We start from the raw sequence: 22,508 nt of genomic DNA, 5'->3' as shown, positions 1-22,508 counted from the left end.
GCGTGGCTAGGCAGGCGCTCTGTCGGGGCCTGCCACAAAGCGCATCATCCACTCGGCCACCAGGGCGCCGTCATGGTCATGTGCCAGGCTGTCCACCGCTGCCTGGTAAACCTGTTCGCTGAAACGTTGTTGGCGCAGGTCCAGCAAGGCACGGGAATACGCCTGCTCAAACTCGGGGTGGCCCTGGAAGCACAGCACCTGATCGTTGATTCGGTAGGCGGCATACGGGCAGAACGCGCTGGACGCAATGACCGTGGCGCCTTCAGGTAACGCCGTTACCTGATCTTGGTGACTGATCAATAACGTCAGGTCTTCGGCCTGAGGCGCCATCCAGGTGGCTTGCTCGGCCAGTGTGTAACGGTGAGAGCCTACGCCCCACCCCTGCTCTGCGCGTTGCGCCTTGCCACCAAGGAGCAATGCCAGCAATTGATGCCCGAAGCAGATACCCAACAGCTTGTCACCGCGCTGGTAGCGCTCAAGCAAAAATCCTCTGAGGGTTTCGATCCAGGGGTCATCGCCAAATGAGTCTGCCTTGCTTCCTGTGACCAGGTACGCGTCGTAATGCGCTGCTGCCTCGGGGTAATGCCCCTCCACGACATTGAACACGTCGAACTCCGCAGGCACCGACTGACGCTCAAACAGCGCTTTGAACATAGCCCCGTAGCCAATGAAGGGGTCGACCAGCGCTGGATGGATATGGTCGGTTTCAAGGATGCAAATGCGCAACGGCATGGGGGTAGTTCTCGATTCGCAACGAGCGGGATTGCCTGGTGCAAGCCTGCCTCTGAACCCTACCCATTGCAAGCAGGTACCCAAGCGGGGCGCGAGGCTGACCTGGGGTATCTTTTTAACTCATGGACGAACGGTTGGAACGCTATTGGCGTCCCTGGAAGCCGTCTATTACAGGCACTGAAACGATACGGCAAGAGGTTTTCTGCCAAGTTTGTTTGAAAAAGACTCATTCTTGATCAAATTGTACTGGACAGTTCTGGCCACCCTTCTACATTGAAGATGTTCCAGTGATGCGGATACGTGTTCCCGTGCGCTGCGACCAGCCAATACGCAGTGAAGCCGCCATGACCACCGGGTGGCGCTGGTCAACAAGAATAAAGGCTAGATGTCATGTTCAAGCACCCCAAACTTCGCCAGGCGGGGCTGATCGTGTTTGCGACCACCCTGTTACTGATAGTGCCCAACCTTAGCCGGGTGTTTGGCTAAGTACAAAACGTACCTATTGTTTCGGCCCTGCTACATGGCCGCCCAAGGAGGGCCGCCTACGCCTAAATGGAGCTGCTTGGTTAGAGCCGCCCGTGAGGGGCGGCGCGTGAAGGGTTATGCGTGTTGGTGAACAGGCCTGTGCTTGACGCCCCAGCCCTCGATCTCCCCTCCTAGCGGTTCGACGATGCATTCGAAGTCGTGCTCGAATTCGCCAATACCTAAGTGGGTGGCATACATCAACTTCGATAGCTCAAGGTTCCAGGCGCCGTCCGGCCGCTCCATGACTTGGGCATTGAGCGACTCACCCTGGAACTGGTGCGCCGCTTCGCGGGCACGGTCTTCGTCAGGGAATACGGCGTAGAACTCGATGGGATGGATGCTGGCAAAATCAAAACCACCCTCCTTCATTTTGCGCAGCAATACGGTGCTGATGTCTTCCTGATAGGCATTGCTCATGTCTCGTCCTCCCAAAAGCGATGGATAGACTCTCCGTGTGGCTCGCAAAGCGGTCACTAGCATGAAGCGGTAGCGGGTAAAGGTAGAGATGCAAAGGCGACCTGGGTCGCCGGCCAGGTGATGCAGGAACGTCAGGCCACTTCGTCGATGGCAGTGATCTTCACGCTGTGTTGCTCTTCCAGTAGCTTGGCCGTCGGCGCGGGCGAACGCCCTTCAAAATCGTTCAGGTCAAGCTCTTTGCTCACCGTGAATAAATGGGCGCGAATGGCCAGGGCAGCCTCTTCGTCGCTAGGGCGACCTTCGGCACTGAGCGTCAGGCTGTTCAAGATGCCCTTTTGATCGACGAAGGTGATGTTCCACTCTTTCATTGGTATCTCCGTCAGGCCGTGGATAGGTGGGCGTATGGCAGGCATACGTTGCCTGCTCACAATGGACCGAAAGGTCGGCAGGGTCGTTCCACCTGAATTAGCCACAAGGCAATTGAGCGGCGTGAAATAAAGCGGATGGGCAGCCTTGCGAACCGCGCCAACCCTCACTACCTTTAGCGCCTTTCCGTCCTTGCCCCAGGAGCCCCACATGGCGCCGTTCGCAGTCTGCCATTTTCTTCCCCGTTTCGGCTTGGCCGCCGCCATCGCGGGCGCACTGGGGCTTGCGGGCTGCCAAACCTGGGTGGACGACCACAACAGCGAAAGCCTGCCCCTCACCATGGGCGTGCAGCCACTCAAAGGCCTGGGCCAGAACGTCTCGGTACGTCGCAACAGCCTCGGCATGCCCCTGATCGAGAGTGGCAACTTCCACGATGCCCTGTTCGCCCTCGGTTACGTGCATGCCAGTGACCGTATCAGCCAGATGGTGGGCATGCGTCTGCTCGCCCAGGGGCGTCTGGCTGAAATGATCGGGCCTGGGGTGCTGGACGCTGACCGTTTCATGCGTACCGTGGACCTCAAGCGTCGCGCTCACGAGCTCTACGCCTCCGCCTCACCGCGCCTTCGCAACTTTTTCGAGATTTACGCCCGTGGCGTGAATGCCTGGCTGTTCCGCTACCGCGACAAGCTGCCGATGGACCTGGCCCAAAGCGGCTATCAGCCCGAGTACTGGAAGGGCGAGGATTCCGCCCTGGTGTTCTGCCTGATGAATTTCAGCTTACAGATGAACGTTCAGGAGGAAATCAACAGCCTGGTGCTGGCGCAGAACGTGGGCGCTGACCAGTTGGCCTGGTTGCTACCCACCTACCCCGATGAGCCCTTGCCTGTGGAAGAAGCCGCCAAGCTCAAGGGCCTGTCCCTGGCCGGTGCGTTCGCCAGCCTGGATACCGTCAGCGAGCAACTGGCAGGCCTTGGTCAACTGGGTGTCGCCGCCTCCAACAACTGGGCGCTTGCGCCGCAGCGCAGTCGTAGCGGCAAGAGCCTGTTTGCCAACGATACTCACCTGCCGATCGGCTTGCCCAGCGCCTGGAATTTCGTACAGCTGCGGTCACCGAAATTCCAGGCTGCCGGTGTCTCGCTGGCAGGTGTTCCAGCGGTGGTCGCCGGCTTCAACGGCAAGCTGGCCTGGGGCATGACCATGGTCATGGGTGATAACCAAGACGTATTCCTGGAGCGGGTAAAACGCGAAAACGGCGCGCTGATGTACCAGGCCGATGGCAAATGGCTGCGGGCCTTCGCGCGTAACGAGACCTTTATCGTCAAGGGCCAGAAGCCGGTGCGCGAGGTGATCTACGAAACCCGCCACGGCCCGCTGCTCAATACGGCGCTGGGTGAGCGCACCCTGGGCGTGCAACCTCAGCCGTTCGCCAGCGGTTACGGCCTGGCGTTGCAGATGCCGGACCTCAAGGACGACAAGAGCCTCGATGCCTTCTTCGACCTGTCCCGCGCGCAAAGCGTGGAGCGCGCGTTCGATACCAGCCGCGAGATACGGGCTATCTCCTTGAACATGGTCTTCGCTGACGCCACAGACATCGGCTGGCAGGTCACCGGTCGCTACCCCAACCGCAAGGAAGGCAAGGGTCAGGTGCCCTCCCCGGGCTGGGACAGCCGGTTCGACTGGGACGGGTACGCAGACTCAATGCTTCACCCCTACGACCAAGCGCCCGCCAGCGGCTGGCTGGGCACGGCCAACCAGCGGACGGCGCAGCCAGGCTACGGCATGCAGCTGTCCAGCTCCTGGTATTACCCCGAGCGCAGTGAACGCTTGGCTCAACTGGCCGCCAATGGCAAGCAGGACACGCGCAGCATGATCGCGTGGCAGTACGACCAGACCACCCTGTTCGCCGACAAGCTCAAGCGCATGTTCCAGGCCCCCGGCATGGCCCAGCCGTTGAAGCAGGCCATCGAAGCATTACCAGACGCAGACCGCGCCAAGGCCAAGGAAGCGTTCACGCGGCTGATGGCGTTTGATGGCCGCCTGGGCGCCGAGTCTGCAGACGCCGCGCTGTACGAGCTGTTTTTGCAGGAAAGCGCTCGTCAAACCTTCCTGGACGAGCTAGGCCCCGACGACAGTCCGGCCTGGAAAGCTTTCGTAGCCAATGCGGACCAATCCTACTCTGCGCAGGCCGACCACCTGCTTGGCCGCGACGACAGCCCGTTCTGGGATGACCGAGGCACCCCGGCCAAGGAAGACAAGCCCGCGATCCTGGCCCGCAGCCTGGCCGCAGCCATTACCCGTGGCGAAGAAGCGATGGGCACAGACCATAAGGGCTGGAAGTGGGGCACGCTGCATCAATACCGCTGGACCACGGAAGGCACCAAGCTGGCGCCCTGGCTGGACACCACGCAACGCGCGGGCCTCGCGGCCCTGGACAGCTATCTTAATCGCGGCCCGGTTCCGGCCGGAGGCGACCACACTACCCTCAACGCCGCCGCCTGGCATTGGGGCAGCAACTTCGATGTGTGGCTGGTGCCAGCGATGCGTATCGTGGTGGATTTCGGTCAGCCCGAACCGATGATCGGCCTCAATAGCACCGGCCAATCCGGCAACCCGGCCAGCCCGCATTATGCAGACGGCATCCAGAACTGGCTGAAGGGCCAGTATCTGACCTTCCCGTTCCAGCCGCAAAACCTGGAAAAAGCCTATGGCACCCAGCGGCTAACCCTGGTGCCGGGGAAATAACAAGGTGGGCCTGTCACCGCGCGGTGCCTTAGCGCTTGAGCGCCTTATTACCCTTGATGCTGGGCGTATGGCAGTGCTTGCGCACGTCAGAGACTTGGCCCTGCCAGATTGCTGGGCCGCCGCAGGCTTTGTTCGCAGCTTAGTGTGGGACAGCCTTCATGGCCGTGCCTATTCCCCCTTGCGGGCAGACATCGACGTCATCTGGTTTGATCCCACTCGCGCCACACCGGAGCAGGACCAGCTCTTGGAAGCAAAACTTCGCGCAACCGCACCAGCACTGGACTGGTCCGTGAAGAATCAGGCGCGTATGCATGTACGCAATGGGGACATGCCTTACGCCTGCGCCACGGATGCAATGCGTTATTGGTGCGAAATCGCAACAGCCGTCGCGGTGAGGCTTGGGCAGGACGGTACGGTGGAGGTCGCGGCACCTTTTGGTCTTGATGATTTATTCAGTCTGATCGTTCGGCCAACCGTCCGTTTCCAGGGCGACAAATACCACATCTACAGGGCAAGGCTTGAAGATAAAGGATGGCATCGCCAGTGGCCGCTATTGACCATCATGCCCTAGGCAACGGCTTTCTTGGGCATACCTTCTTCCACAATGCCTTAATACGCGCCGAGAACCCGTCGCCGCTACGCCTTTAGGTGCAACTTCCATCGAAACCGGTGGCTCTGAACAACAAGCCCCTGTCAGCGAATGCGCCATGGACCTTGTTATTGCCCGCCCCGAAGGCCTGTATTGCACGGCCGGTGATTTTTATATCGACCCCTGGCGGCCGGTGCCGCGCTCAGTCATTACCCATGGCCACGGCGACCACGCCCGCGTAGGCAATGGCCACTACCTGTCGACGGACATCGGTGCCGGCATACTCAAGGCCCGGCTGGGTGCGGATATCAATTTGCAAACCCTGGCGTATGGCGAGCAACTGGTCCACAACGGCGTGACCATTAGCCTGCACCCGGCAGGCCACGTGCTGGGCTCGGCCCAGGTGCGTCTGGAGTACCAAGGGGAAGTGTGGGTCGCCTCTGGTGACTACAAGGTAGAGCCCGACGGTACCTGCGCGCCCTTCGAGCCGGTGCGCTGTCATACCTTCATCACTGAATCTACGTTTGGCTTGCCCATTTACCGCTGGCAGCCCCAGGCCGAAATCTTCGATGAGGTCAATCAGTGGTGGCAGGCCAACGCCGCACAAGGCAAGGCCAGCGTGTTGTTCTGCTATGCCTTCGGTAAAGCCCAACGCCTGCTGCATGGCATCGATGCCAGTATTGGCCCGATCTTGTCCCACGGTTCGGTCGAGCCGTTGAACCGGGTGTACCGGGAGGCCGGCGTGTATATCCCGGAAACCCTCTACGCCGGTGACTTCAAGAAAACCGACCCAGCTCTGCGCTCGTCACTCATCATCGCGCCCCCTAGCGCGGGTGGTAGCACCTGGATGCGCCGATTCGGCGAGTACAGCGATGCTTTCGCCAGCGGCTGGATGCGCCTGCGCGGTACCCGACGGCGGCGCGGCGTGGACCGCGGTTTCATATTGAGCGACCACGCCGACTGGCCCGGCCTGCTGTGGGCCATCGAGCAGACCGGGGCACAGCGGGTGATGGTCACCCATGGCTCGGTGAACGTGTTGGTACGTTACCTGTGCGACCAGGGCCTGGACGCTCAAGGCTTTACCACTGAATACGGTGACGAGGACGAAGCGGCAACGGAGGCACAACCCCAATGAAAGCCTTCGCGACGCTTTATGCCGAACTAGACGCTACTACGTCCAGCAATGCCAAGCTGGCTGCCATGCAGGCGTACTTTGCTCAAGCCGAACCTGCCGATGCTGCATGGGCTGTGTACTTTTTATCCGGCGGCAGGCCTCGCCAGTTGGTGCCCACACGCTTACTGCGGGAAATGACCATTGCCCTGTCCGGGCTACCGGAATGGTTGTTCGAAGAGAGTTACCAGGCAGTGGGCGACCTGGCTGAAACCGTTTCGTTGGTACTGCCCGAATCCGAACACACTAGCGAGGCGGGCCTGGCCTGGTGGATGGAGCATGAGCTGCTACCGCTGCGTGGCCTGCCGCCTGAGGAATTGGCGCAGCGTTTACCCCCTCTGTGGTTTGAGCTGGACCGACAGAGCCTGATGGTGTGCTTAAAGCTAATCACCGGCAGCTTTAGGGTGGGCGTGTCCAAATTGCTCGTCACCCGTGCCTTGGCACAATTGGCCAGCCTGGACAGCAAGCGCGTGGCCCAGCGGTTGGTAGGCTATACCGACCTGTCTCACCGCCCTTCCGCTGAGGGTTACCTGAAGCTGGTGGCCCCGGAAAGCGAACACGAGCACGCTCAGCGCGGCGGCCAGCCTTACCCGTTTTTCCTTGCGCACGCTCTGCAACAGCCGGTGGACCAGTTCGATACGTTGCTAGGCCCTTGTCAGGACTGGCAGGTGGAGTGGAAGTGGGACGGCATCCGCGCGCAACTGGTCAAGCGCGACGGCCGGCTATGGGTGTGGTCCAGGGGTGAAGAACTGGTCACGGATCGCTTTCCTGAGTTCCAGGCACTGATCGACCTACCGGACGGCACCGTAATCGACGGTGAAATCGTGGTGTGGAAGGCGCCTGACGCTTCAGCAGACAGCGCACCTGCTGTACAGCCCTTTGCGCTATTGCAGCAACGGATCGGCCGTAAGACCCTGAGCCGTAAGCTGCTGGATGACATTCCCGTGGTACTGCTGGCGTATGACCTGCTTGAGCACGAAGGCCACGACTGGAGAAACCAGCCGCAACACACGCGCCGGGTGGCCCTGGAAGCCATCGTGGCTAATGCCGCCAACCCCGTGCTGGAACTGTCCCCACTGATCGAAGGCAGCAGTTGGGCTGACCTCGCTGCGCAGCGTGAAGCCTCCCGCCGCTTAGGCGTGGAAGGCATGATGCTCAAGGCCCGCGATGCCCTCTATGGTGTGGGTCGCACTAAAGACATGGGTACCTGGTGGAAGTGGAAGGTCGATCCTTTTACCGTCGACGCGGTGTTGATTTACGCCCAGGCCGGGCATGGCCGCCGGGCAAGCCTGTACACCGATTACACCTTCGCTGTGTGGGACGGGCTACCCGGTACGGAGCGGACCCTGGTGCCGTTCGCCAAAGCCTACTCGGGCTTGACCGATGTCGAGATGCGCCAAGTTGATGCGATCATTCGCCGCACCACGGTAGAAAAGTTCGGCCCAGTGAGAAGTGTTACCCCCACCTTAGTGTTCGAGCTGGGCTTTGAGGGCATTGCCTTGTCAAAGCGCCACAAAAGCGGGATTGCGGTGCGATTTCCCCGAATGTTGCGTTGGCGTCACGATAAGCCCGTCGAGGAAGCCGATAGCCTCGCAACGTTACACGACCTGTTGAGTTAAGGCTCCAGCCGCACCACAATGGGGCCCTGCAAGTGCCGTGCGTTCTTTCAGGGCGGTGATCGCTGGCCACTCCTGGCCCGGTTCGGTCATATCTGCGACGCAAAGGGATTGTCATGCGCCTTTGCGGTGCCCCTAACCGAGGCGCTGGTGCGAATTTTGCTATCACAATGATGTCTGGCATCTGCCGGTAACGCTGTACCGCGTAGCACGAACCCTCGTCTTCTAAGGACCGCATAATGAAAAAAGCATGGCTGACTCTTTCTGCTCTGGCGCTTTGCCTGTCCGCTGGTAGCGCGCTAGCCAAGGATTACAAAGAGCTGCGTTTTGGCGTAGACCCTTCCTATGCACCTTTCGAATCCAAAGCCGCCGACGGCAGCCTGGTAGGCTTCGACATCGACCTGGGCAATGCGATCTGTAAAGAGCTGAAGGTCACGTGCAAGTGGGTCGAAAGCGACTTCGACGGCATGATCCCAGGCTTGAAGGCCAAGAAATTCGACGGCGTTATTTCCTCGATGACCGTCACCCCGGTACGACAAAAAGCCATCGACTTCTCCAACGAGCTGTTCTCAGGCCCCACCGCCTATGTGAGCAAGCAAGGCGCTGCCTTGACGATGACCCCTGAAGGGCTCAAGGGCAAAACAGTCGGCTACGAACAAGGCACTATCCAGGAAGCCTACGCCAAGGGCGTGCTGGACAAGGCTGGCGTGAAAACCCAGGCCTATCAGAATCAGGACCAGGTTTACGCGGACCTCATCTCCGGCCGTCTGGATGCTTCCATCCAGGACATGCTGCAAGCTGAACTTGGTTTCCTCAAGTCGCCCCAGGGCAAGGGTTACGTAGTAAGCGAGCCGCTGGACAACGAAGAGTATCTGCCAGCCAAAACCGCTATCGGTATCAACAAGGGCAACAAGGAACTGCAAGCGTTGCTCAACAAGGGGATCGAAGCCATGCACAAAGACGGCACCTACGCCGAGATCCAGAAAAAGCACTTCGGCGACCTGAACCTGTACAGCGGTAAGTAAGCCTCCCCTAACGGCGCCCGCCCGCACCCCGGCCCACCCGCTTCGCCACAACAGCGGTCACCGGGGTGCGGGCGGGCGCCTTTATCGACTTAAGGGTTGATACATGCTTGAAGACCTGTTGCAGAGCCTGGGGCTCTCGGCATTCAGCCTTAAAGGTTTTGGGCCCTTGCTGCTAGAGGGTACTTGGATGACGGTGAAGCTTTCACTGCTGTCACTACTGGTGGCCGTGTTACTCGGCCTGCTGGGCGCGAGCGCAAAACTGTCCAGCGTCAAGGCCTTGCGCGTGTGCGCGCAGGTTTATACCACCTTGATTCGGGGCGTACCTGACCTGGTGCTGATGCTGCTGATTTTCTACAGCCTTCAGATGTGGCTCACTCTGCTTACCGACGCCATGGAATGGGACTACATCGAGATCAACCCCTTTGCCGCCGGGGTGATTACCCTGGGCTTCATCTATGGGGCGTATTTCACTGAGACCTTCCGTGGCGCCATCCTTGCGGTCCCCCGTGGTCAGCAGGAAGCCGCAACGGCGTATGGCCTCAGCCGTGGCCAGCGTTTTCGCTACGTCGTCTTCCCGCAAATGATGCGCCATGCACTGCCCGGTATCGGCAACAACTGGATGGTCATGCTCAAGGCCACGGCCTTGGTATCGCTTATCGGATTGGCCGACCTGGTCAAGGCCGCCCAAGACGCAGGCAAAAGCACTTACCAACTGTTTTATTTCCTGGTGCTCGCAGCCCTGATCTACCTGGTCATCACCAGTGCTTCCAATGTCGTGCTGCGCCGCCTGGAGCGTCGCTTTAACGTCGGCACGCGGGAGGCAGTCAGATGATCGAGCAGGTACAGAATTACCTCGGCCCCTTGGGTGACCTGCTCGGCGAGTACTGGCGGCCGTTCCTCTACAGCGATGGGGTGAACGTCACTGGCCTGGCCATGACGCTATGGCTGCTGAGTGCCTCGATCGCGATCGGGTTCCTGTGCTCCATACCGCTGTCCATTGCCAGAGTGTCCCCGCGCTTTTGGGTGCGCTGGCCCGTTCAGTTCTACACCTACGTCTTTCGCGGCACGCCGCTGTATATCCAGCTACTGATTTGCTACACCGGCCTCTACAGCCTGGAAGGCGTGCGTGAGCAACCCCTGCTCAATGCGTTTTTCCGGGACGCCATGAACTGCACTATCCTGGCGTTTGCCCTGAACACCTGCGCCTACACTACGGAAATCTTCGCGGGCGCGATCCGTAGCATGGCCCATGGCGAGATCGAGGCCGCTAAGGCGTATGGGCTGAGCGGCTTCAAGCTGTACGCTCACGTCATCATGCCTTCAGTGTTACGTCGCTCGTTGCCCTTCTACAGCAACGAAGTGATCCTGATGCTCCACTCCACCACCGTGGCGTTCACTGCCACCGTGCCGGATATTCTCAAAGTAGCGCGGGACGCCAACTCGGCCACCTACATGACCTTCGAGTCATTCGCAATCGCCGCGCTGCTGTATCTGGCGATCACCTTCACGCTGGTAGGGCTGTTCCGCCTGGCGGAGCGCCGTTGGTTGGCCTTCCTTGGCCCAGCCCGATAAGGAGACTCGATGAAACAGCATCGTCACGAACTGCTAGCCCCGCTGCCCGGCACTGCGCGCGCGGTCGAAAGCTTTCATTTTGGCCCCCAAGGCGCCGGCAAGATCTACATTCAGGCTTCGCTGCATGCCGACGAGATTCCCGGCATGTTGGTGGCGTGGCACCTCAAGCGTCGGCTGGCCGAACTGGAGCAGTCGGGCCGCCTGCGCCATGAAGTGGTACTGGTGCCCGTGGCCAACCCGGTAGGCCTGGAGCAGATCCTCATGGATACGCCCCTGGGCCGCTATGAGCTGGAGAGCGGGGACAACTTCAACCGCTGGTTCGTTGACCTCAGCGAACAGGTAGGGGATGAAATCGAAGCCTCCCTGGGCGCAGACGCAGAGGCCAATGCCAGGCTGATCCGTAGCGCCCTGCGCCGTGGCCTTGAGGCGCTACAGCCCTCCACCCAGCTGCACTCGCTGCGCCTTACCCTGCAACGCCTGGCCTGCGACGCGGAAATGGTGCTGGACTTGCACTGCGACTTCGAAGCCGTGGAGCACTTGTACACCACCCCCGAAGCCTGGCCACAGGTCGAGCCACTGGCACGCTATCTGGGCTCCCAGGCCAACCTGCTGGCTACGGACTCAGGCGGCCAATCGTTCGATGAATGCTTCAGCCTGGTGTGGCACCGGCTGAAACAACGGTTCGGTGAGCGGTTCCCTATCCCCCAGGGCAGCTTCTCGGTCACGTTGGAGCTGCGCGGGCAGGGCGACGTCAACCATGCCTTGGCCAGCCGTGATGCCCAGGCGGTCATTCGCTACCTGGAGCACTACGGTGCCATCGACAGCACCCCAGAGGCGCCACCGGAGCTGCTCTACCCTGCCACCCCACTGGCAGGCGTGGAACCTATCAGCACGCCTGTGGGTGGGGTGTTGGTGTTCTGCTGCATGCCAGGCGAGTACCTGGAGGCGGGCCAACTGATTGCCGAAATCATTGACCCTCTCACCGACCAGGTTACGCCGGTGTACAACGAAAAGCCTGGCCTGCTCTACGCCCGGTCCCTGCGCCGCATGGCCACCGCTGGCATGGTAGTCGCCCGGATCGCTGGCGCCGAGGCGTACCGAAGCGGCTATCTACTTTCACCTTGAGGCGTCACGCGCATGTACAAACTGACAATCGACGGCCTGCATAAGCGCTACGGCGACAACGAAGTGCTCAAGGGCGTTTCGCTCAGGGCGCGGACCGGCGACGTGATCTGCCTGATCGGGGCCAGCGGCTCAGGCAAAAGCACCTTTCTACGGTGTATCAACTTCCTGGAGACCCCAAACGCCGGCGCCATGACCCTGGATGGCAACGCCATTGCCATGCGCGAAGATGCGCACGGCATGCACGTGGCTGATGCAGCAGAGCTACAACGCCTGCGCACTCGGCTGGCCATGGTGTTCCAACACTTCAACCTGTGGAGCCACATGAGCGTGCTGGATAACATCACGCTCGCACCGCGTCGGGTGCTTGGCATCAGCAAGGCAGAAGCCGAGACACGCGCCCGGTCCTACCTGGACAAAGTAGGGTTGCCCGCCCGAGTGGCCGACCAATACCCTGCGTTTTTGTCGGGTGGCCAACAGCAACGCGTGGCCATCGCCCGCGCACTGGCCATGGAGCCGGAGGTAATGCTGTTCGACGAGCCCACCTCAGCCCTTGACCCAGAGCTGGTGGGCGAAGTGCTCAGGGTAATCCAGGGCTTGGCCGAGGAAGGCCGCACCATGATCATGGTGACCCACGAGATGGCCTTCGCCCGGCAGGTATCCAATCAAGTGATGTTCCTACACCAAGGTCGTGTGGAAGAAGAAGGCACGCCTGAGCAAGTGCTGGGCGCGCCCACCAGCGACCGGCTGCGGCAGTTCCTCAGCGGCAACCTCAAATAGCGACTTAAACCAAGCGGGCTCCGGCGTGGTCACTACACAAAGCCACCGGAGCCTTGCCGTTTCCCATGCCCCGCCCTTCTCACTACGCCAACGCCTGGTTTACCGCCTGCGGCTGGAAACCCTTCCCCTTTCAGAAAGCGCTTTGGGCCGCCAGTGCCAAGGGTGAGTCCGGATTACTGCACGCCAGTACGGGCTCGGGTAAAACCTATGCCGTGTGGTTCGCCGCGCTGCAGGCCTTTGCCCAGCCTGTACCGCCACCTACCGGCAAGCGCAAGCCCGCTGCCGAGCCCTTGCGCGTCTTGTGGATCACGCCCATGCGCGCCCTGGCGGCAGACACACACCGCGCCCTGCTGGCGCCGGTAGAGGCACTGGGCATCAACTGGACGGTAGGCCTGCGCACCGGAGACACCAGCGGTGCTGAGCGTGCTCGCCAGGGGCGACGCCTGCCCAGCGCATTAGTGACCACGCCTGAAAGCCTTACGTTGATGCTGGCCCGCAGCAATGCGCAGCAGGAGTTGGCGTCCCTCGGCATGGTGGTGGTGGATGAATGGCATGAACTGCTTGGCAACAAGCGCGGGGTTCAATTGCAGCTGGCCCTGGCGCGGCTTCGGCAATGGCAACCGGCGCTTAAGGTGTGGGGTATTTCCGCAACCTTGGGCAACCTTGAGCATGCTCAACGGGTGTTGCTGCCAGACGGCGCAGGGGTTCGGATCGAAGGGGGTGGCAAGAAGGTCATCGACGTCGACACGCTATTGCCACCCGCCATCGAGCGCTTCCCCTGGGCAGGCCACATGGGCCTGCGAATGCTCGACCAGGTGGTGGCGCAGTTGGCCTCAAGCCAGAGCAGCCTGGTATTCACTAATACGCGGGCACAGTCCGAACTCTGGTACCAAGCCATCCTGGGAGCCATGCCTGAATGGGCAGGGCTGATTGCCCTGCACCATGGTTCGCTGTCACGGGACGTGCGCGAATGGGTAGAAATGGCGCTCAAGGAGGGTCATCTGAAGGCCGTGGTGTGTACGTCGAGCCTGGACTTGGGCGTGGACTTCCTGCCGGTAGAGCGCGTGCTACAGATTGGCTCGGCTAAAGGCATCGCTCGGTTGATTCAGCGCGCCGGGCGCTCTGGTCACGCCCCTGGTCGCCCCTCGCGGGTAACCCTGGTGCCTACCCACAGCCTTGAGCTGGTAGAGGCGGCCGCCGCTCAGGAAGCGCTGGCGGCACGCCAGGTCGAACCACGGGAGTCACCGGATAAACCTCTGGATGTGCTGGTTCAGCACTTGGTAACCATTGCCTTGGGCGGCGGCTTCGTACCCGAGGCGCTGCTGGCAGAAGTGCGCACCGCCTGGGCCTATCGAGGCCTGACGGATGACGAGTGGGCGTGGGCCCTGGCATTCGTGCGCCATGGTGGCGCCAGCCTGACTGCCTATCCGGACTACCGCCGCGTTGAGCCGGATGCTGAAGGGGTATGGCGGGTGCCGGACGGGCGCGTGGGCCGCCGGCACCGCATGAGCATTGGCACCATCGTCAGCGACGCCAGCCTGCACCTCAAATACTGGACCAAAGGTGGCGGCGGGCGGTCACTGGGCAGCGTAGAGGAAGGCTTCATCGCGCGGCTCAAACCTGGCGAGGCGTTCTTGTTCGCAGGCAAAGTACTGGAACTGGTGCGCGTTGAGAACATGACCGCCTACGTGAAACGCGGTAGCGCCAAAAAGCCCGCCGTGCCGCGGTGGAATGGCGGGCGCCTGCCACTGTCCGGGGAGATGGCCAAGGCGTTGGTTGCCAAACTGGACGAAGCCAGCCGTGGCCTGTATGTCAGTGCCCCTATGAAGGCCGTGCGGCCGTTGCTTGAACTCCAGCAGCAATGGTCTGCCCTGCCCACCCAGCACACGTTGCTGGCAGAGACCTTGAAATCCCGCGAGGGGTGGCACCTGTTTCTCTACCCCTTCGCAGGGCGCCTTGTACATTTGGGGCTCGCCAGCTTGCTGGCCTGGCGCCTCGGCCAGCAACACCCTGCCAGTTTTTCGATTGCGGTCAACGATTACGGCCTGGAGCTGCTCAGCCCAGGAGAGGTGGACTGGGCGCAGGCTTTGAGCAGCGGAATCTTGTCCCCGGATGGCTTGATGGAGGACGTGCTGGCCAGCTTGAATGCAGGCGAGCTCGCCTTGCGCCGCTTTCGCGAAATCGCCCGAATTTCAGGCTTAGTGTTCGGTGGTTACCCCGGCGCGCAAAAGAGCACCCGTCAGGTGCAGGCATCCAGCGGGCTGTTTTTCGAAGTGTTCAAGCAGTACGACGCCGGCAACCTGTTGCTGACCCAAGCTCAACAGGAGGTGTTGCACCAGGAGCTGGACATTGGGCGCCTGGAAGAGACCCTGCGGGATATCGGTGGGCGGCAGCTGGACCTCCACCCCTTGAAACGGCCGACACCGCTGGCGTTCCCGCTGCTGGTAGAGCGGCTGCGCGAAAGCATGAGTTCGGAAAAGCTCGCTGATCGCATTGCCCGAATGGTCAACGACCTGGAAAAAGCCGCAGGGCCTGGGGCTAAACCATGACGGCTGACTGCGAGGTTCAGCTTGAAGGTGAACACCTGGTACTAACGGGCGAAAAAACGATCTGGTGGCCTGCGCAGCAGGCCTTATTGATCGCTGATGCCCATTTTGGGAAAGCTGCTGCCTACCGCAGCCTCGGTCAGCCAGTGCCACACGGCACCACGGCCACCAACTTGCAGGTACTGCAGCAGGTGCTGGACCGCTTTGCGGTGCGCCATCTGATTTTTTTGGGGGACTTCCTGCACGGGCCTGGCTCCCACGCACCCGGTACGCTCGACCAGTTACGGGCGTGGCGCCGTCTCAACCCTGGGCTGCGTATCACGCTTATTCGGGGCAACCACGACCACCGCGCAGGCGATCCTCCCCCCGACCTGAGCATCACCGTGGTGCCTGAGCCTTTGTTGATGGGGCCTTTTTCCCTCCAGCACGAACCCCACCCTCACCCTCACCGCCACGTACTCGCAGGGCATATTCACCCGGTGTATTTCCTAAGTGGCCGAGGCCGGCAGCGCCTGCGGCTGCCCTGTTTCCATATGGGCCGCCAGGTCACGCTGCTGCCGGCGTTCGGCGCCTTCACCGGTGGCTTTGCGGTTGAACGCAAAGCCGGGGTACGGCTATTTGTAGTGGGTGATGGGCAAGTATGGCCGCTGGCAGGCCCTTGACGTGGATTTATTTGCGCGCCGGCTGCCAGGGGTAGTCCAGCCAGCGCTGCATGCGCTGCTCGAACTGGCCGCTGGCAATGTCCACGTGCAGCCACTGGTCTACGTAAGCTTTGAGCGCAACGTCTTGAGGTAACAGAGCGGCCTTTTCTGAGAAATCGAAGGGCGCATCGGGGTGCAGGGCGCATAGCTCAGGGTGTAGCTTTTGTTGAAGGCGGGTTTCCACTGCGTCCGTCATCATCAGGTCTGCCTTACCGGCAACGATCTGTTCGAAAATCGTCACGTTGTCGGGGTGCATCAGGATCTGGGCCTGCTTCAAATGGGCGCGGGCAAATTTTTCGTTAGTACCGCCCGGGTTGACGATGGCTTTGACGCCAGGCTGGTCAATCTGGGACAGGGTCTGGAAGCGGTCTTTGTTCGTGCACAAGGTGATAGGGGTTTTGCCATCACGCTGGTAAGGCAGCGAGAAAAAAGCCTTCTTCTGCCGCTCCAGGTTAACCGAGACACCCGACAGCGCCAGGTCGTATTTGTCGGCAGCAAGGTCGGCCATCAACGTTGGCCAAGTGGTAGGAACGACTTCAAGCTTCACACCCAGTGAGTCCGCTACGCCCTTGGCGATCTCTAAGTCCAGCCCAACAAATTGGCCGCTGTCCGGTTGGCGGTAGCTGAAAGGCTTGTAATCCCCGGTCGTGCCTACACGCAGCACACCCCGGTCGAGGACGGCTTGCAGGTGGTTGGCTGGGGGCTCGGCAGCGTGTGCTGTACAAGCAAGCGACAGGGCAAGGGTGAAAGAGGCGAACAACCGCTTGGGCGAGAGCTGAGCACGCATGGCAGGCCTTATTGTTAGGAAAGTAGAAGGGCCCCCGAAGGGGCCCTTGCAGAGTAACCGACAAGCCTTGGTAGATCACGCCACGGGTGTGGGCGGAGGCTGGTCCGGAATCATGGGTTCGCCGGGCTCGGTGGGCTGGTTAGGCGTGTCCTGGTCGGGTTGCCCAGGAATCCCGCCGGCTTCTAGCAGCGCCGGGTTGGCTAGCAATGACCACGCCAGCATGCCGACATGATTGGGCTGCAGTGCGGCCAGCTTGGTACAGATGTTTGCATCAATCTTCATAGGTACTCCTGAGCATTGGCCCGTTCCAGATACATAATCGGGGAGTGCGAACAGTAGAGTGCCTTTGTTAAGGCAAATTCAAATGGATTTGCTTCGTAGCGGATATTTCATGTGCGTGGCAGGGTAACGCCACGCTGCCCCTGGTATTTGCCACCACGGTCTTTATACGAGACTTCGCATTCTTCATCGGACTCCAGGAACAGCATCTGCGCCACGCCTTCGTTCGCGTAGATTTTGGCCGGCAGTGTGGTGGTGTTGGAGAATTCCAGCGTTACATGCCCTTCCCACTCGGGCTCCAGGGGCGTGACGTTCACGATGATGCCGCAACGGGCATAGGTGCTCTTGCCCAGGCAGATGGTCAGCACGTTGCGAGGGATGCGGAAGTATTCAACAGTGCGTGCCAGGGCGAACGAATTGGGGGGAATAATGCACACGTCGCTTTTGATGTCGACGAAACTCTTGGCATCGAAGGCCTTGGGGTCAACGGTGGCCGAGTTGATGTTGGTGAACACCTTGAATTCATCGGCGCAGCGCACGTCGTAACCGTAGCTGGAGACTCCAAACGAGATCACCCGGTTGGCGCCTTCACCGCGCACCTGGCGCTCTACGAAGGGTTCGATCATGCCGTGGTCTTGCGCCATGCGGCGGATCCACTTATCCGATTTGATACTCATTGGAGGGTGTCCTGAAGGCTGATAAATACACGTGCCAGGCATCTTACCGGGCCTGAGCCCTGGGTTCAAAGCGTGCCGGCCCGGGCAGCCTCAAGTGGCCCGGATTCATTGGCCTCAGGCCTACACCTGTGCTTGGGAACGAAAAGTACGTTGGCAGGCTGAGTAAAAAGGGTTAAGGTGGCGCCACTGTGCTGCTTTTGTCACCGAGAATTACTGCAGGATGTTAATCATCAAGAAGAATTTTCATGCTCTTTGCACTCAGTTCCGGCCTGGGCAGTTCCAGCGCCGCAGTTAACTTTGTCCAAGGAGACACACCATGTCCAATCGCCAAACCGGTACCGTCAAGTGGTTCAACGACGAGAAAGGCTTCGGCTTCATCACTCCTCAGTCGGGCGATGACCTCTTCGTTCACTTCAAGGCAATCCAATCTGACGGCTTCAAGTCGCTGAAAGAAGGCCAGCAGGTTTCTTTCATCGCTACCCGCGGTCAGAAAGGCATGCAGGCTGAAGAAGTTCAGGTCATCTGACTTTAGCTTCCGCACTCACTTCGGTGAGCGCTAGAAAACCCCGCCTCGGCGGGGTTTTTTTATGCCTGGATTTTAGTCATCCGATACGGTGATCGTTGGCATGGCTTGGGCCACAGCCTGCTCGCGTGCAACACGGGCACCGACGCGACGGGCCAGGGCCTGATAGATCATGGCAATCTGGCTGTCCGGATCGGCCACAGCCGTTGGCCTGCCGTTATCGGCCTGCTCGCGGATCGTCATCGCCAGCGGCAGTGACGCTAGAAGCTCAACGCCATACTGACTGGCCAGGCGAGCACCGCCCCCCTCCCCGAATAGATGTTCGGCATGCCCACAGTTCGAGCAAATATGGACGGCCATGTTCTCGACCACGCCCAATACCGGAATATTGACCTTACGGAACATTTCCACGCCCTTTCTGGCATCCAGCAATGCAAGGTCTTGAGGGGTAGTTACGATCACAGCCCCAGCGACGGGTACCTTCTGGGCCAAGGTAAGCTGGATATCCCCGGTGCCTGGCGGCATATCAATGACCAGGTAGTCCAGATCATTCCAGGCGGTTTGCGTGATGAGCTGCATCAACGCCCCGGACACCATCGGCCCGCGCCATACCACGGGCGTGTTGTCGTCCGTGAGGAACGCCATGGACATGACTTCTACGCCGTGCGCCTGGAGCGGAACGAACCACTTCTGCTCCTTTACCTGAGGCCGGGTGCCTTCTGCTATCCCCAACATCACCCCCTGGCTAGGGCCGTAGATATCGGCGTCGAGCATGCCCACCCGCGCCCCTTCACGCGACAGGGCCAGGGCCAGGTTGGCTGCCGTCGTGGACTTGCCCACACCCCCCTTGCCCGATGCCACGGCAATGATATTTTTAACGTTGGCCATCGCAGGCACCTGGGCCTGGGCCTTGTGTGGCTGTACGTCGCTGCGCACGTGCACCTTGGCGCGCCTTACCCCTGGCATGGCTTCAAGCGCTATTTGCAAGGTCTGCGCCCAGCCCGCGTGAAACAGGCCTGCGGCATAGCCCAGGCACAGATCGACCTCGACGCTATCGCCCTCTACCCTGACGGCCTCCAGGCAGCCGGCGCTAACCGGGTCTTGCTCAAGGTAGGGGTCAGTGTACTGACGCAGTACGCTTTCTACCGCTGCGCGGGTAACGACGCTCATGGCAACTCCAGAAATGAATAGGCTACTGGCGAGCTATGCTACCTGTTCGGTCGGCGGATGAAAAAAAAACCGTGGCGCTTTATAGTGGTTGGTCTTCGTTCCACTCCAAGTAGCGAGCCCCATGTCCGAGCCCCGCCAGATTCTAGTTACCAGCGCCCTGCCCTATGCCAACGGCTCCATTCACCTGGGCCATATGGTCGAATACATCCAGACCGATGTGTGGGTGCGCTATCAGAAGCTGCGTGGCAACCAGTGCATTTACGTCTGCGCCGATGACGCCCATGGGTCGGCAATCATGCTACGCGCCGAAAAAGAAGGCGTAACCAACGAGCAGTTGATTGACGCTGTCAAGGCCGAGCACAGCACTGACTTTGCAGACTTCCTGGTGGAGTTCGATAACTTCCACTCCACCCACTCTGAAGAAAACCGCGAGCTGTCCAGCGAAGTCTACCGCCGCTTGCGAGATGCCGGGCACATCGCTACCCGGTCGGTTACTCAGTACTTCGACCCTGAAAAAAAGATGTTCCTGGCTGACCGCTTCATCAAGGGCACCTGCCCCAAATGCGGTACACCAGACCAGTACGGCGACAACTGCGAAAAGTGTGGGGCCACCTACGAGCCTACCGACCTGAAGGACCCTAAATCCGCCATTTCTGGCGCAACGCCTGTGCTACGTGACTCCAAGCACTTTTTCTTCAAACTACCGACGTTCCAGGCGATGCTGCAAGCGTGGACGCGCAGCGGGACCTTGCAAGACGCCGTCGCCAACAAACTGGCCGAATGGCTCGATGCCGGGCTCCAGGAGTGGGACATTTCGCGGGACGCGCCTTACTTCGGCTTCGAGATCCCGGACGAGCCCGGTAAATACTTCTATGTGTGGCTCGATGCACCCATCGGCTACATGGCAAGTTTTAAAAACCTCTGCGCTCGCCGCCCGGAGTTGGACTTCGAGGCGTTCTGGGGCCAAGGCTCTACCGCTGAGCTGTACCATTTCATCGGCAAGGACATCGTCAACTTCCACGCGCTGTTTTGGCCCGCCATGCTCGAAGGCGCAGGCTACCGCAAGCCTACTGCACTCAACGTTCACGGCTACCTCACTGTGAATGGCCAGAAAATGTCCAAGTCGCGCGGCACCTTCATCAAGGCGCGCACGTACCTGGATCACCTGTCCCCTGAGTACCTGCGTTATTACTACGCGTCCAAGCTTGGTCGTGGCGTGGATGACCTGGACATGAACCTTGAAGATTTCGTGCAAAAGGTCAATTCAGATCTGATAGGCAAAGTCGTCAACATTGCTAGCCGCTGTGCAGGCTTCATTCATAAGGGCAACGCGGGCCGGCTCGTGGCAGGCAACGCCGCACCCGAGCTTACCGAGGCCTTTGCCGCCGCTGCGCCGGCGATTGCCGATGCCTACGAAAATCGTGACTTCGCGCGCGCCATGCGAGAAATCATGGCCCTGGCCGACCGCGCGAACGCGTGGATCGCCGATAAGGCGCCTTGGGCGCTGGCCAAGCAGGATGGCAAACAAGACGACGTCCAGGCCATTTGCACCTTGGGTGTAAACCTGTTCAGGCTGCTGGTGATCTTTCTCAAACCGGTGTTGCCGACATTGGCGGCAGACGCGGAAGCCTTCCTGAACGTGCCGCCATTGCGCTGGGACGACCACCACCACCTGCTGGCGGATCACCCACTCAATGCGTTCAACCCGCTGATGACCCGCATAGACCCTGCACGCGTCCAGGCCATGGTTGAAGCGTCTCAGGAGAACCTGGCGCCGGTCACCACGGCAATACCTGCGCCGCAGGGCAACGGCGAGCTGCAAGCCGACCCGCTATCACCAGAAGTGGATTTCGACGCGTTTGCAGCGGTAGACCTGCGTGTGGCATTGATCGTCAAGGCTGAGCCAGTTGAAGGCGCAGACAAGCTACTGCGCTTAACGCTGGACTTGGGTGGCGAGCGCCGCAACGTGTTCTCCGGCATCAAGAGCGCGTACCCAGAGCCTGCATCGCTGGAGGGCCGCCTGACCATGATGATTGCCAACCTCAAGCCACGCAAAATGCGCTTTGGTGTATCCGAGGGCATGGTACTGGCTGCGGGGCCCGGCGGCGCTGAGATTTTCCTGCTTACCCCTGACACAGGCGCCAAACCTGGGCAGCGGATCAAATAACATGGGTATCGCAGGGTACGGGGTTTTATGAACGCCGCCAAACGCTTGGAAATCTTTCGCCGCTTCAAGGAAGACAACCCCGAGCCCAAGACCGAACTGGCCTACACCAATGCGTTCGAGTTGCTGATCGCGGTCATTCTGTCGGCGCAAGCGACCGATGTAGGTGTGAACAAGGCCACCGCTAGGCTATTCCCGGTCGCCAATACGCCCGAGGCCATCTTGGCCCTGGGCGTGGAGGGGCTGTCCACCTATATCAAGACCATTGGGCTGTATAACAGCAAGGCTAAAAACGTTATAGAAACCTGTCGGCGCTTGGTGGAAGAACACGCCGGTGTGGTGCCGCAAACCCGAGAAGCGTTGGAAGCACTGCCTGGCGTAGGTCGTAAAACTGCCAACGTGGTGCTTAATACTGCCTTTCGGCACCTCACCATGGCTGTGGACACTCATATATTCCGAGTGAGCAACCGCACCCGCATTGCCCCTGGCAAGAACGTGGTAGACGTCGAAAGGGCCCTGCTCCGACATGTTCCCAGGCCCTATTTACTAGATGCACACCATTGGCTGCTCCTTCATGGCCGTTATGTATGCCAGGCACGTAAACCGCGTTGCGGCAGCTGTAGAATCGAAGACCTGTGCGAATATGCCGAGAAGACTTCCTACGATTAAATTTTCAATTACGGGCTATGCAGTCGATTGAAAAAATCTCTTTTACCCACTCCTGAATTGCCGATATAAGGTGCGCAAATGGCACCTAAGCAGCCTGACAGGCTAGCCAACCGGCTGGAGTGGACGAATGACCGAAGAGAAAGAAGCACTGGATGTAGACGAGGATTTTGTTGCAGCCGAGCAGGAAGAGCCTGCTGCGGAGGTAAGCAAAACCAATTTAAGCAAGCGCCGCACTATCGACAATTTGCTGGAAGAACGCCGGCTCCAAAAGCAGTTGGCCGATTACGATTTTGACTTATAAAACCGTCGCGCCCCCGTAATGACGGGGGCTAGCT

Annotated in this window: 22 protein-coding genes; 15 read left to right on the top strand and 7 right to left on the bottom strand. The window is 60.2% G+C overall.

Annotated features, from left to right (window positions below):
* Positions 1-6: 6 nt before the first annotated feature.
* The 3 genes from AC4LE2_RS05705 to AC4LE2_RS05695 all read right to left on the bottom strand — a co-directional run bounded on the left by AC4LE2_RS05705 (position 7) and on the right by AC4LE2_RS05695 (position 2,042).
* Positions 7-732 carry an amidotransferase gene (locus AC4LE2_RS05705; protein ID WP_491824746.1) on the bottom strand — a complete coding sequence of 242 codons (726 nt, stop codon included), beginning with the start codon at positions 730-732 and terminating at the stop codon, positions 7-9.
* A 600-nt stretch (positions 733-1,332) separates the two neighbouring features.
* A complete protein-coding gene (locus tag AC4LE2_RS05700; RefSeq protein WP_491824744.1) occupies positions 1,333-1,674 on the bottom strand; it encodes a ribonuclease E inhibitor RraB in 342 nt (113 codons plus the stop codon).
* A gap of 131 nt (positions 1,675-1,805) precedes the next feature.
* Positions 1,806-2,042 (bottom strand): hypothetical protein, encoded by a 237-nt coding sequence (locus AC4LE2_RS05695; protein ID WP_491824743.1) that lies wholly within the window; start codon positions 2,040-2,042, stop codon positions 1,806-1,808.
* Positions 2,043-2,250: 208 nt separating this feature from the next.
* On the opposite strand from AC4LE2_RS05695, the gene AC4LE2_RS05690 reads away from it, so the two are divergent.
* The 11 genes from AC4LE2_RS05690 (at position 2,251) to pdeM (ending at position 15,865) form a co-directional block, all read left to right on the top strand.
* Positions 2,251-4,782, top strand: coding sequence for a penicillin acylase family protein (locus AC4LE2_RS05690; protein WP_491824742.1), 2,532 nt, complete (start codon positions 2,251-2,253; stop codon positions 4,780-4,782).
* A 67-nt stretch (positions 4,783-4,849) separates the two neighbouring features.
* Complete coding sequence (locus tag AC4LE2_RS05685; protein ID WP_491828057.1) at positions 4,850-5,353, top strand: nucleotidyltransferase family protein; 504 nt, start codon at positions 4,850-4,852, stop codon at positions 5,351-5,353.
* Between the two features lie 136 nt (positions 5,354-5,489).
* Positions 5,490-6,506: a ligase-associated DNA damage response exonuclease gene (locus AC4LE2_RS05680; protein WP_491824740.1), complete on the top strand. Its 1,017-nt coding sequence runs from the start codon at positions 5,490-5,492 to the stop codon at positions 6,504-6,506.
* A complete protein-coding gene (locus tag AC4LE2_RS05675; protein WP_491824738.1) occupies positions 6,503-8,161 on the top strand; it encodes an ATP-dependent DNA ligase in 1,659 nt (552 codons plus the stop codon). Before AC4LE2_RS05680 ends, AC4LE2_RS05675 begins: the two co-directional genes overlap by 4 nt.
* A gap of 236 nt (positions 8,162-8,397) precedes the next feature.
* Entirely contained in the window at positions 8,398-9,183 is a 786-nt protein-coding gene (locus tag AC4LE2_RS05670; RefSeq protein ID WP_491824737.1) for a transporter substrate-binding domain-containing protein, read from the top strand.
* Positions 9,184-9,286: 103 nt separating this feature from the next.
* Positions 9,287-10,015 (top strand): ABC transporter permease, encoded by a 729-nt coding sequence (locus AC4LE2_RS05665; protein ID WP_491824736.1) that lies wholly within the window; start codon positions 9,287-9,289, stop codon positions 10,013-10,015.
* A 29-nt stretch (positions 10,016-10,044) separates the two neighbouring features.
* Positions 10,045-10,755: an ABC transporter permease gene (locus tag AC4LE2_RS05660; RefSeq protein ID WP_491828056.1), complete on the top strand. Its 711-nt coding sequence runs from the start codon at positions 10,045-10,047 to the stop codon at positions 10,753-10,755.
* A gap of 9 nt (positions 10,756-10,764) precedes the next feature.
* Positions 10,765-11,880 carry a succinylglutamate desuccinylase/aspartoacylase family protein gene (locus tag AC4LE2_RS05655; RefSeq protein WP_491824734.1) on the top strand — a complete coding sequence of 372 codons (1,116 nt, stop codon included), beginning with the start codon at positions 10,765-10,767 and terminating at the stop codon, positions 11,878-11,880.
* A 12-nt stretch (positions 11,881-11,892) separates the two neighbouring features.
* Positions 11,893-12,657, top strand: coding sequence for an ABC transporter ATP-binding protein (locus tag AC4LE2_RS05650; protein WP_491824733.1), 765 nt, complete (start codon positions 11,893-11,895; stop codon positions 12,655-12,657).
* 65 nt (positions 12,658-12,722) lie between these two features.
* On the top strand, positions 12,723-15,206 hold the full coding sequence (locus AC4LE2_RS05645) for a ligase-associated DNA damage response DEXH box helicase (protein WP_491824732.1): 2,484 nt from the start codon (positions 12,723-12,725) through the stop codon (positions 15,204-15,206).
* Positions 15,203-15,865 (top strand): ligase-associated DNA damage response endonuclease PdeM, encoded by a 663-nt coding sequence (gene pdeM / locus AC4LE2_RS05640; RefSeq protein WP_491824730.1) that lies wholly within the window; start codon positions 15,203-15,205, stop codon positions 15,863-15,865. The genes AC4LE2_RS05645 and pdeM overlap by 4 nt, the downstream gene beginning before the upstream one ends.
* A gap of 7 nt (positions 15,866-15,872) precedes the next feature.
* On the opposite strand, the gene AC4LE2_RS05635 is transcribed toward pdeM, so the two are convergent.
* From AC4LE2_RS05635 to dcd, 3 genes are all read right to left on the bottom strand, one after another.
* Entirely contained in the window at positions 15,873-16,691 is an 819-nt protein-coding gene (locus tag AC4LE2_RS05635; protein WP_491824729.1) for a transporter substrate-binding domain-containing protein, read from the bottom strand.
* A gap of 75 nt (positions 16,692-16,766) precedes the next feature.
* Positions 16,767-16,973, bottom strand: a complete 207-nt coding sequence (locus tag AC4LE2_RS05630) for a hypothetical protein (RefSeq protein WP_491824727.1) — start codon at positions 16,971-16,973, stop codon at positions 16,767-16,769.
* Positions 16,974-17,080: 107 nt separating this feature from the next.
* On the bottom strand, positions 17,081-17,647 hold the full coding sequence (gene dcd / locus AC4LE2_RS05625; protein ID WP_491824725.1) for a dCTP deaminase: 567 nt from the start codon (positions 17,645-17,647) through the stop codon (positions 17,081-17,083).
* A gap of 316 nt (positions 17,648-17,963) precedes the next feature.
* Between dcd and AC4LE2_RS05620 the strand changes: the two genes are divergently transcribed.
* Entirely contained in the window at positions 17,964-18,173 is a 210-nt protein-coding gene (locus tag AC4LE2_RS05620) for a cold-shock protein (protein ID WP_002554837.1), read from the top strand.
* A 72-nt stretch (positions 18,174-18,245) separates the two neighbouring features.
* Here AC4LE2_RS05620 and apbC read toward each other — a convergent pair whose 3' ends face one another.
* On the bottom strand, positions 18,246-19,340 hold the full coding sequence (gene apbC / locus AC4LE2_RS05615) for an iron-sulfur cluster carrier protein ApbC (protein ID WP_491824723.1): 1,095 nt from the start codon (positions 19,338-19,340) through the stop codon (positions 18,246-18,248).
* Between the two features lie 121 nt (positions 19,341-19,461).
* Here apbC and metG point away from each other — a divergent pair, with 121 nt between their 5' ends.
* From metG to AC4LE2_RS05600, 3 genes are all read left to right on the top strand, one after another.
* Complete coding sequence (gene metG, locus AC4LE2_RS05610) at positions 19,462-21,507, top strand: methionine--tRNA ligase (RefSeq protein WP_491824721.1); 2,046 nt, start codon at positions 19,462-19,464, stop codon at positions 21,505-21,507.
* Between the two features lie 27 nt (positions 21,508-21,534).
* Positions 21,535-22,173, top strand: a complete 639-nt coding sequence (nth, locus tag AC4LE2_RS05605) for an endonuclease III (protein ID WP_491824720.1) — start codon at positions 21,535-21,537, stop codon at positions 22,171-22,173.
* A gap of 127 nt (positions 22,174-22,300) precedes the next feature.
* The gene (locus tag AC4LE2_RS05600; RefSeq protein ID WP_491824718.1) at positions 22,301-22,474 is read left to right on the top strand and encodes a PA3496 family putative envelope integrity protein; all 174 of its coding nucleotides are present in this window, start codon (positions 22,301-22,303) and stop codon (positions 22,472-22,474) included.
* The last annotated feature ends 34 nt before the right edge of the window (positions 22,475-22,508 follow it).

Source organism: Pseudomonas sp. 9.3L (genome assembly GCF_058536285.1).
The sequence above is the reverse complement of the archived record's forward strand: the minus strand, read 5'-3'. Positions and strand labels throughout refer to the sequence as shown.

Bases quoted from the DNA above. Each gene is read 5' to 3' on its own strand.
- AC4LE2_RS05675 (WP_491824738.1), top strand. From the start codon at position 6,503: ATGAAAGCCTTCGCGACGCTTTATGCCGAACTAGACGCTACTACGTCC.
- AC4LE2_RS05695 (WP_491824743.1), bottom strand. From the start codon at position 2,042: ATGAAAGAGTGGAACATCACCTTCGTCGATCAAAAGGGCATCTTGAAC.
- AC4LE2_RS05600 (WP_491824718.1), top strand. From the start codon at position 22,301: ATGACCGAAGAGAAAGAAGCACTGGATGTAGACGAGGATTTTGTTGCA.
- AC4LE2_RS05620 (WP_002554837.1), top strand. From the start codon at position 17,964: ATGTCCAATCGCCAAACCGGTACCGTCAAGTGGTTCAACGACGAGAAA.
- dcd (WP_491824725.1), bottom strand. From the start codon at position 17,647: ATGAGTATCAAATCGGATAAGTGGATCCGCCGCATGGCGCAAGACCAC.
- AC4LE2_RS05670 (WP_491824737.1), top strand. From the start codon at position 8,398: ATGAAAAAAGCATGGCTGACTCTTTCTGCTCTGGCGCTTTGCCTGTCC.
- AC4LE2_RS05630 (WP_491824727.1), bottom strand. From the start codon at position 16,973: ATGAAGATTGATGCAAACATCTGTACCAAGCTGGCCGCACTGCAGCCC.
- apbC (WP_491824723.1), bottom strand. From the start codon at position 19,340: ATGAGCGTCGTTACCCGCGCAGCGGTAGAAAGCGTACTGCGTCAGTAC.
- AC4LE2_RS05645 (WP_491824732.1), top strand. From the start codon at position 12,723: ATGCCCCGCCCTTCTCACTACGCCAACGCCTGGTTTACCGCCTGCGGC.
- pdeM (WP_491824730.1), top strand. From the start codon at position 15,203: ATGACGGCTGACTGCGAGGTTCAGCTTGAAGGTGAACACCTGGTACTA.
- AC4LE2_RS05690 (WP_491824742.1), top strand. From the start codon at position 2,251: ATGGCGCCGTTCGCAGTCTGCCATTTTCTTCCCCGTTTCGGCTTGGCC.
- AC4LE2_RS05665 (WP_491824736.1), top strand. From the start codon at position 9,287: ATGCTTGAAGACCTGTTGCAGAGCCTGGGGCTCTCGGCATTCAGCCTT.
- metG (WP_491824721.1), top strand. From the start codon at position 19,462: ATGTCCGAGCCCCGCCAGATTCTAGTTACCAGCGCCCTGCCCTATGCC.
- AC4LE2_RS05685 (WP_491828057.1), top strand. From the start codon at position 4,850: ATGGCAGTGCTTGCGCACGTCAGAGACTTGGCCCTGCCAGATTGCTGG.
- nth (WP_491824720.1), top strand. From the start codon at position 21,535: ATGAACGCCGCCAAACGCTTGGAAATCTTTCGCCGCTTCAAGGAAGAC.
- AC4LE2_RS05635 (WP_491824729.1), bottom strand. From the start codon at position 16,691: ATGCGTGCTCAGCTCTCGCCCAAGCGGTTGTTCGCCTCTTTCACCCTT.
- AC4LE2_RS05680 (WP_491824740.1), top strand. From the start codon at position 5,490: ATGGACCTTGTTATTGCCCGCCCCGAAGGCCTGTATTGCACGGCCGGT.
- AC4LE2_RS05650 (WP_491824733.1), top strand. From the start codon at position 11,893: ATGTACAAACTGACAATCGACGGCCTGCATAAGCGCTACGGCGACAAC.
- AC4LE2_RS05705 (WP_491824746.1), bottom strand. From the start codon at position 732: ATGCCGTTGCGCATTTGCATCCTTGAAACCGACCATATCCATCCAGCG.
- AC4LE2_RS05700 (WP_491824744.1), bottom strand. From the start codon at position 1,674: ATGAGCAATGCCTATCAGGAAGACATCAGCACCGTATTGCTGCGCAAA.
- AC4LE2_RS05655 (WP_491824734.1), top strand. From the start codon at position 10,765: ATGAAACAGCATCGTCACGAACTGCTAGCCCCGCTGCCCGGCACTGCG.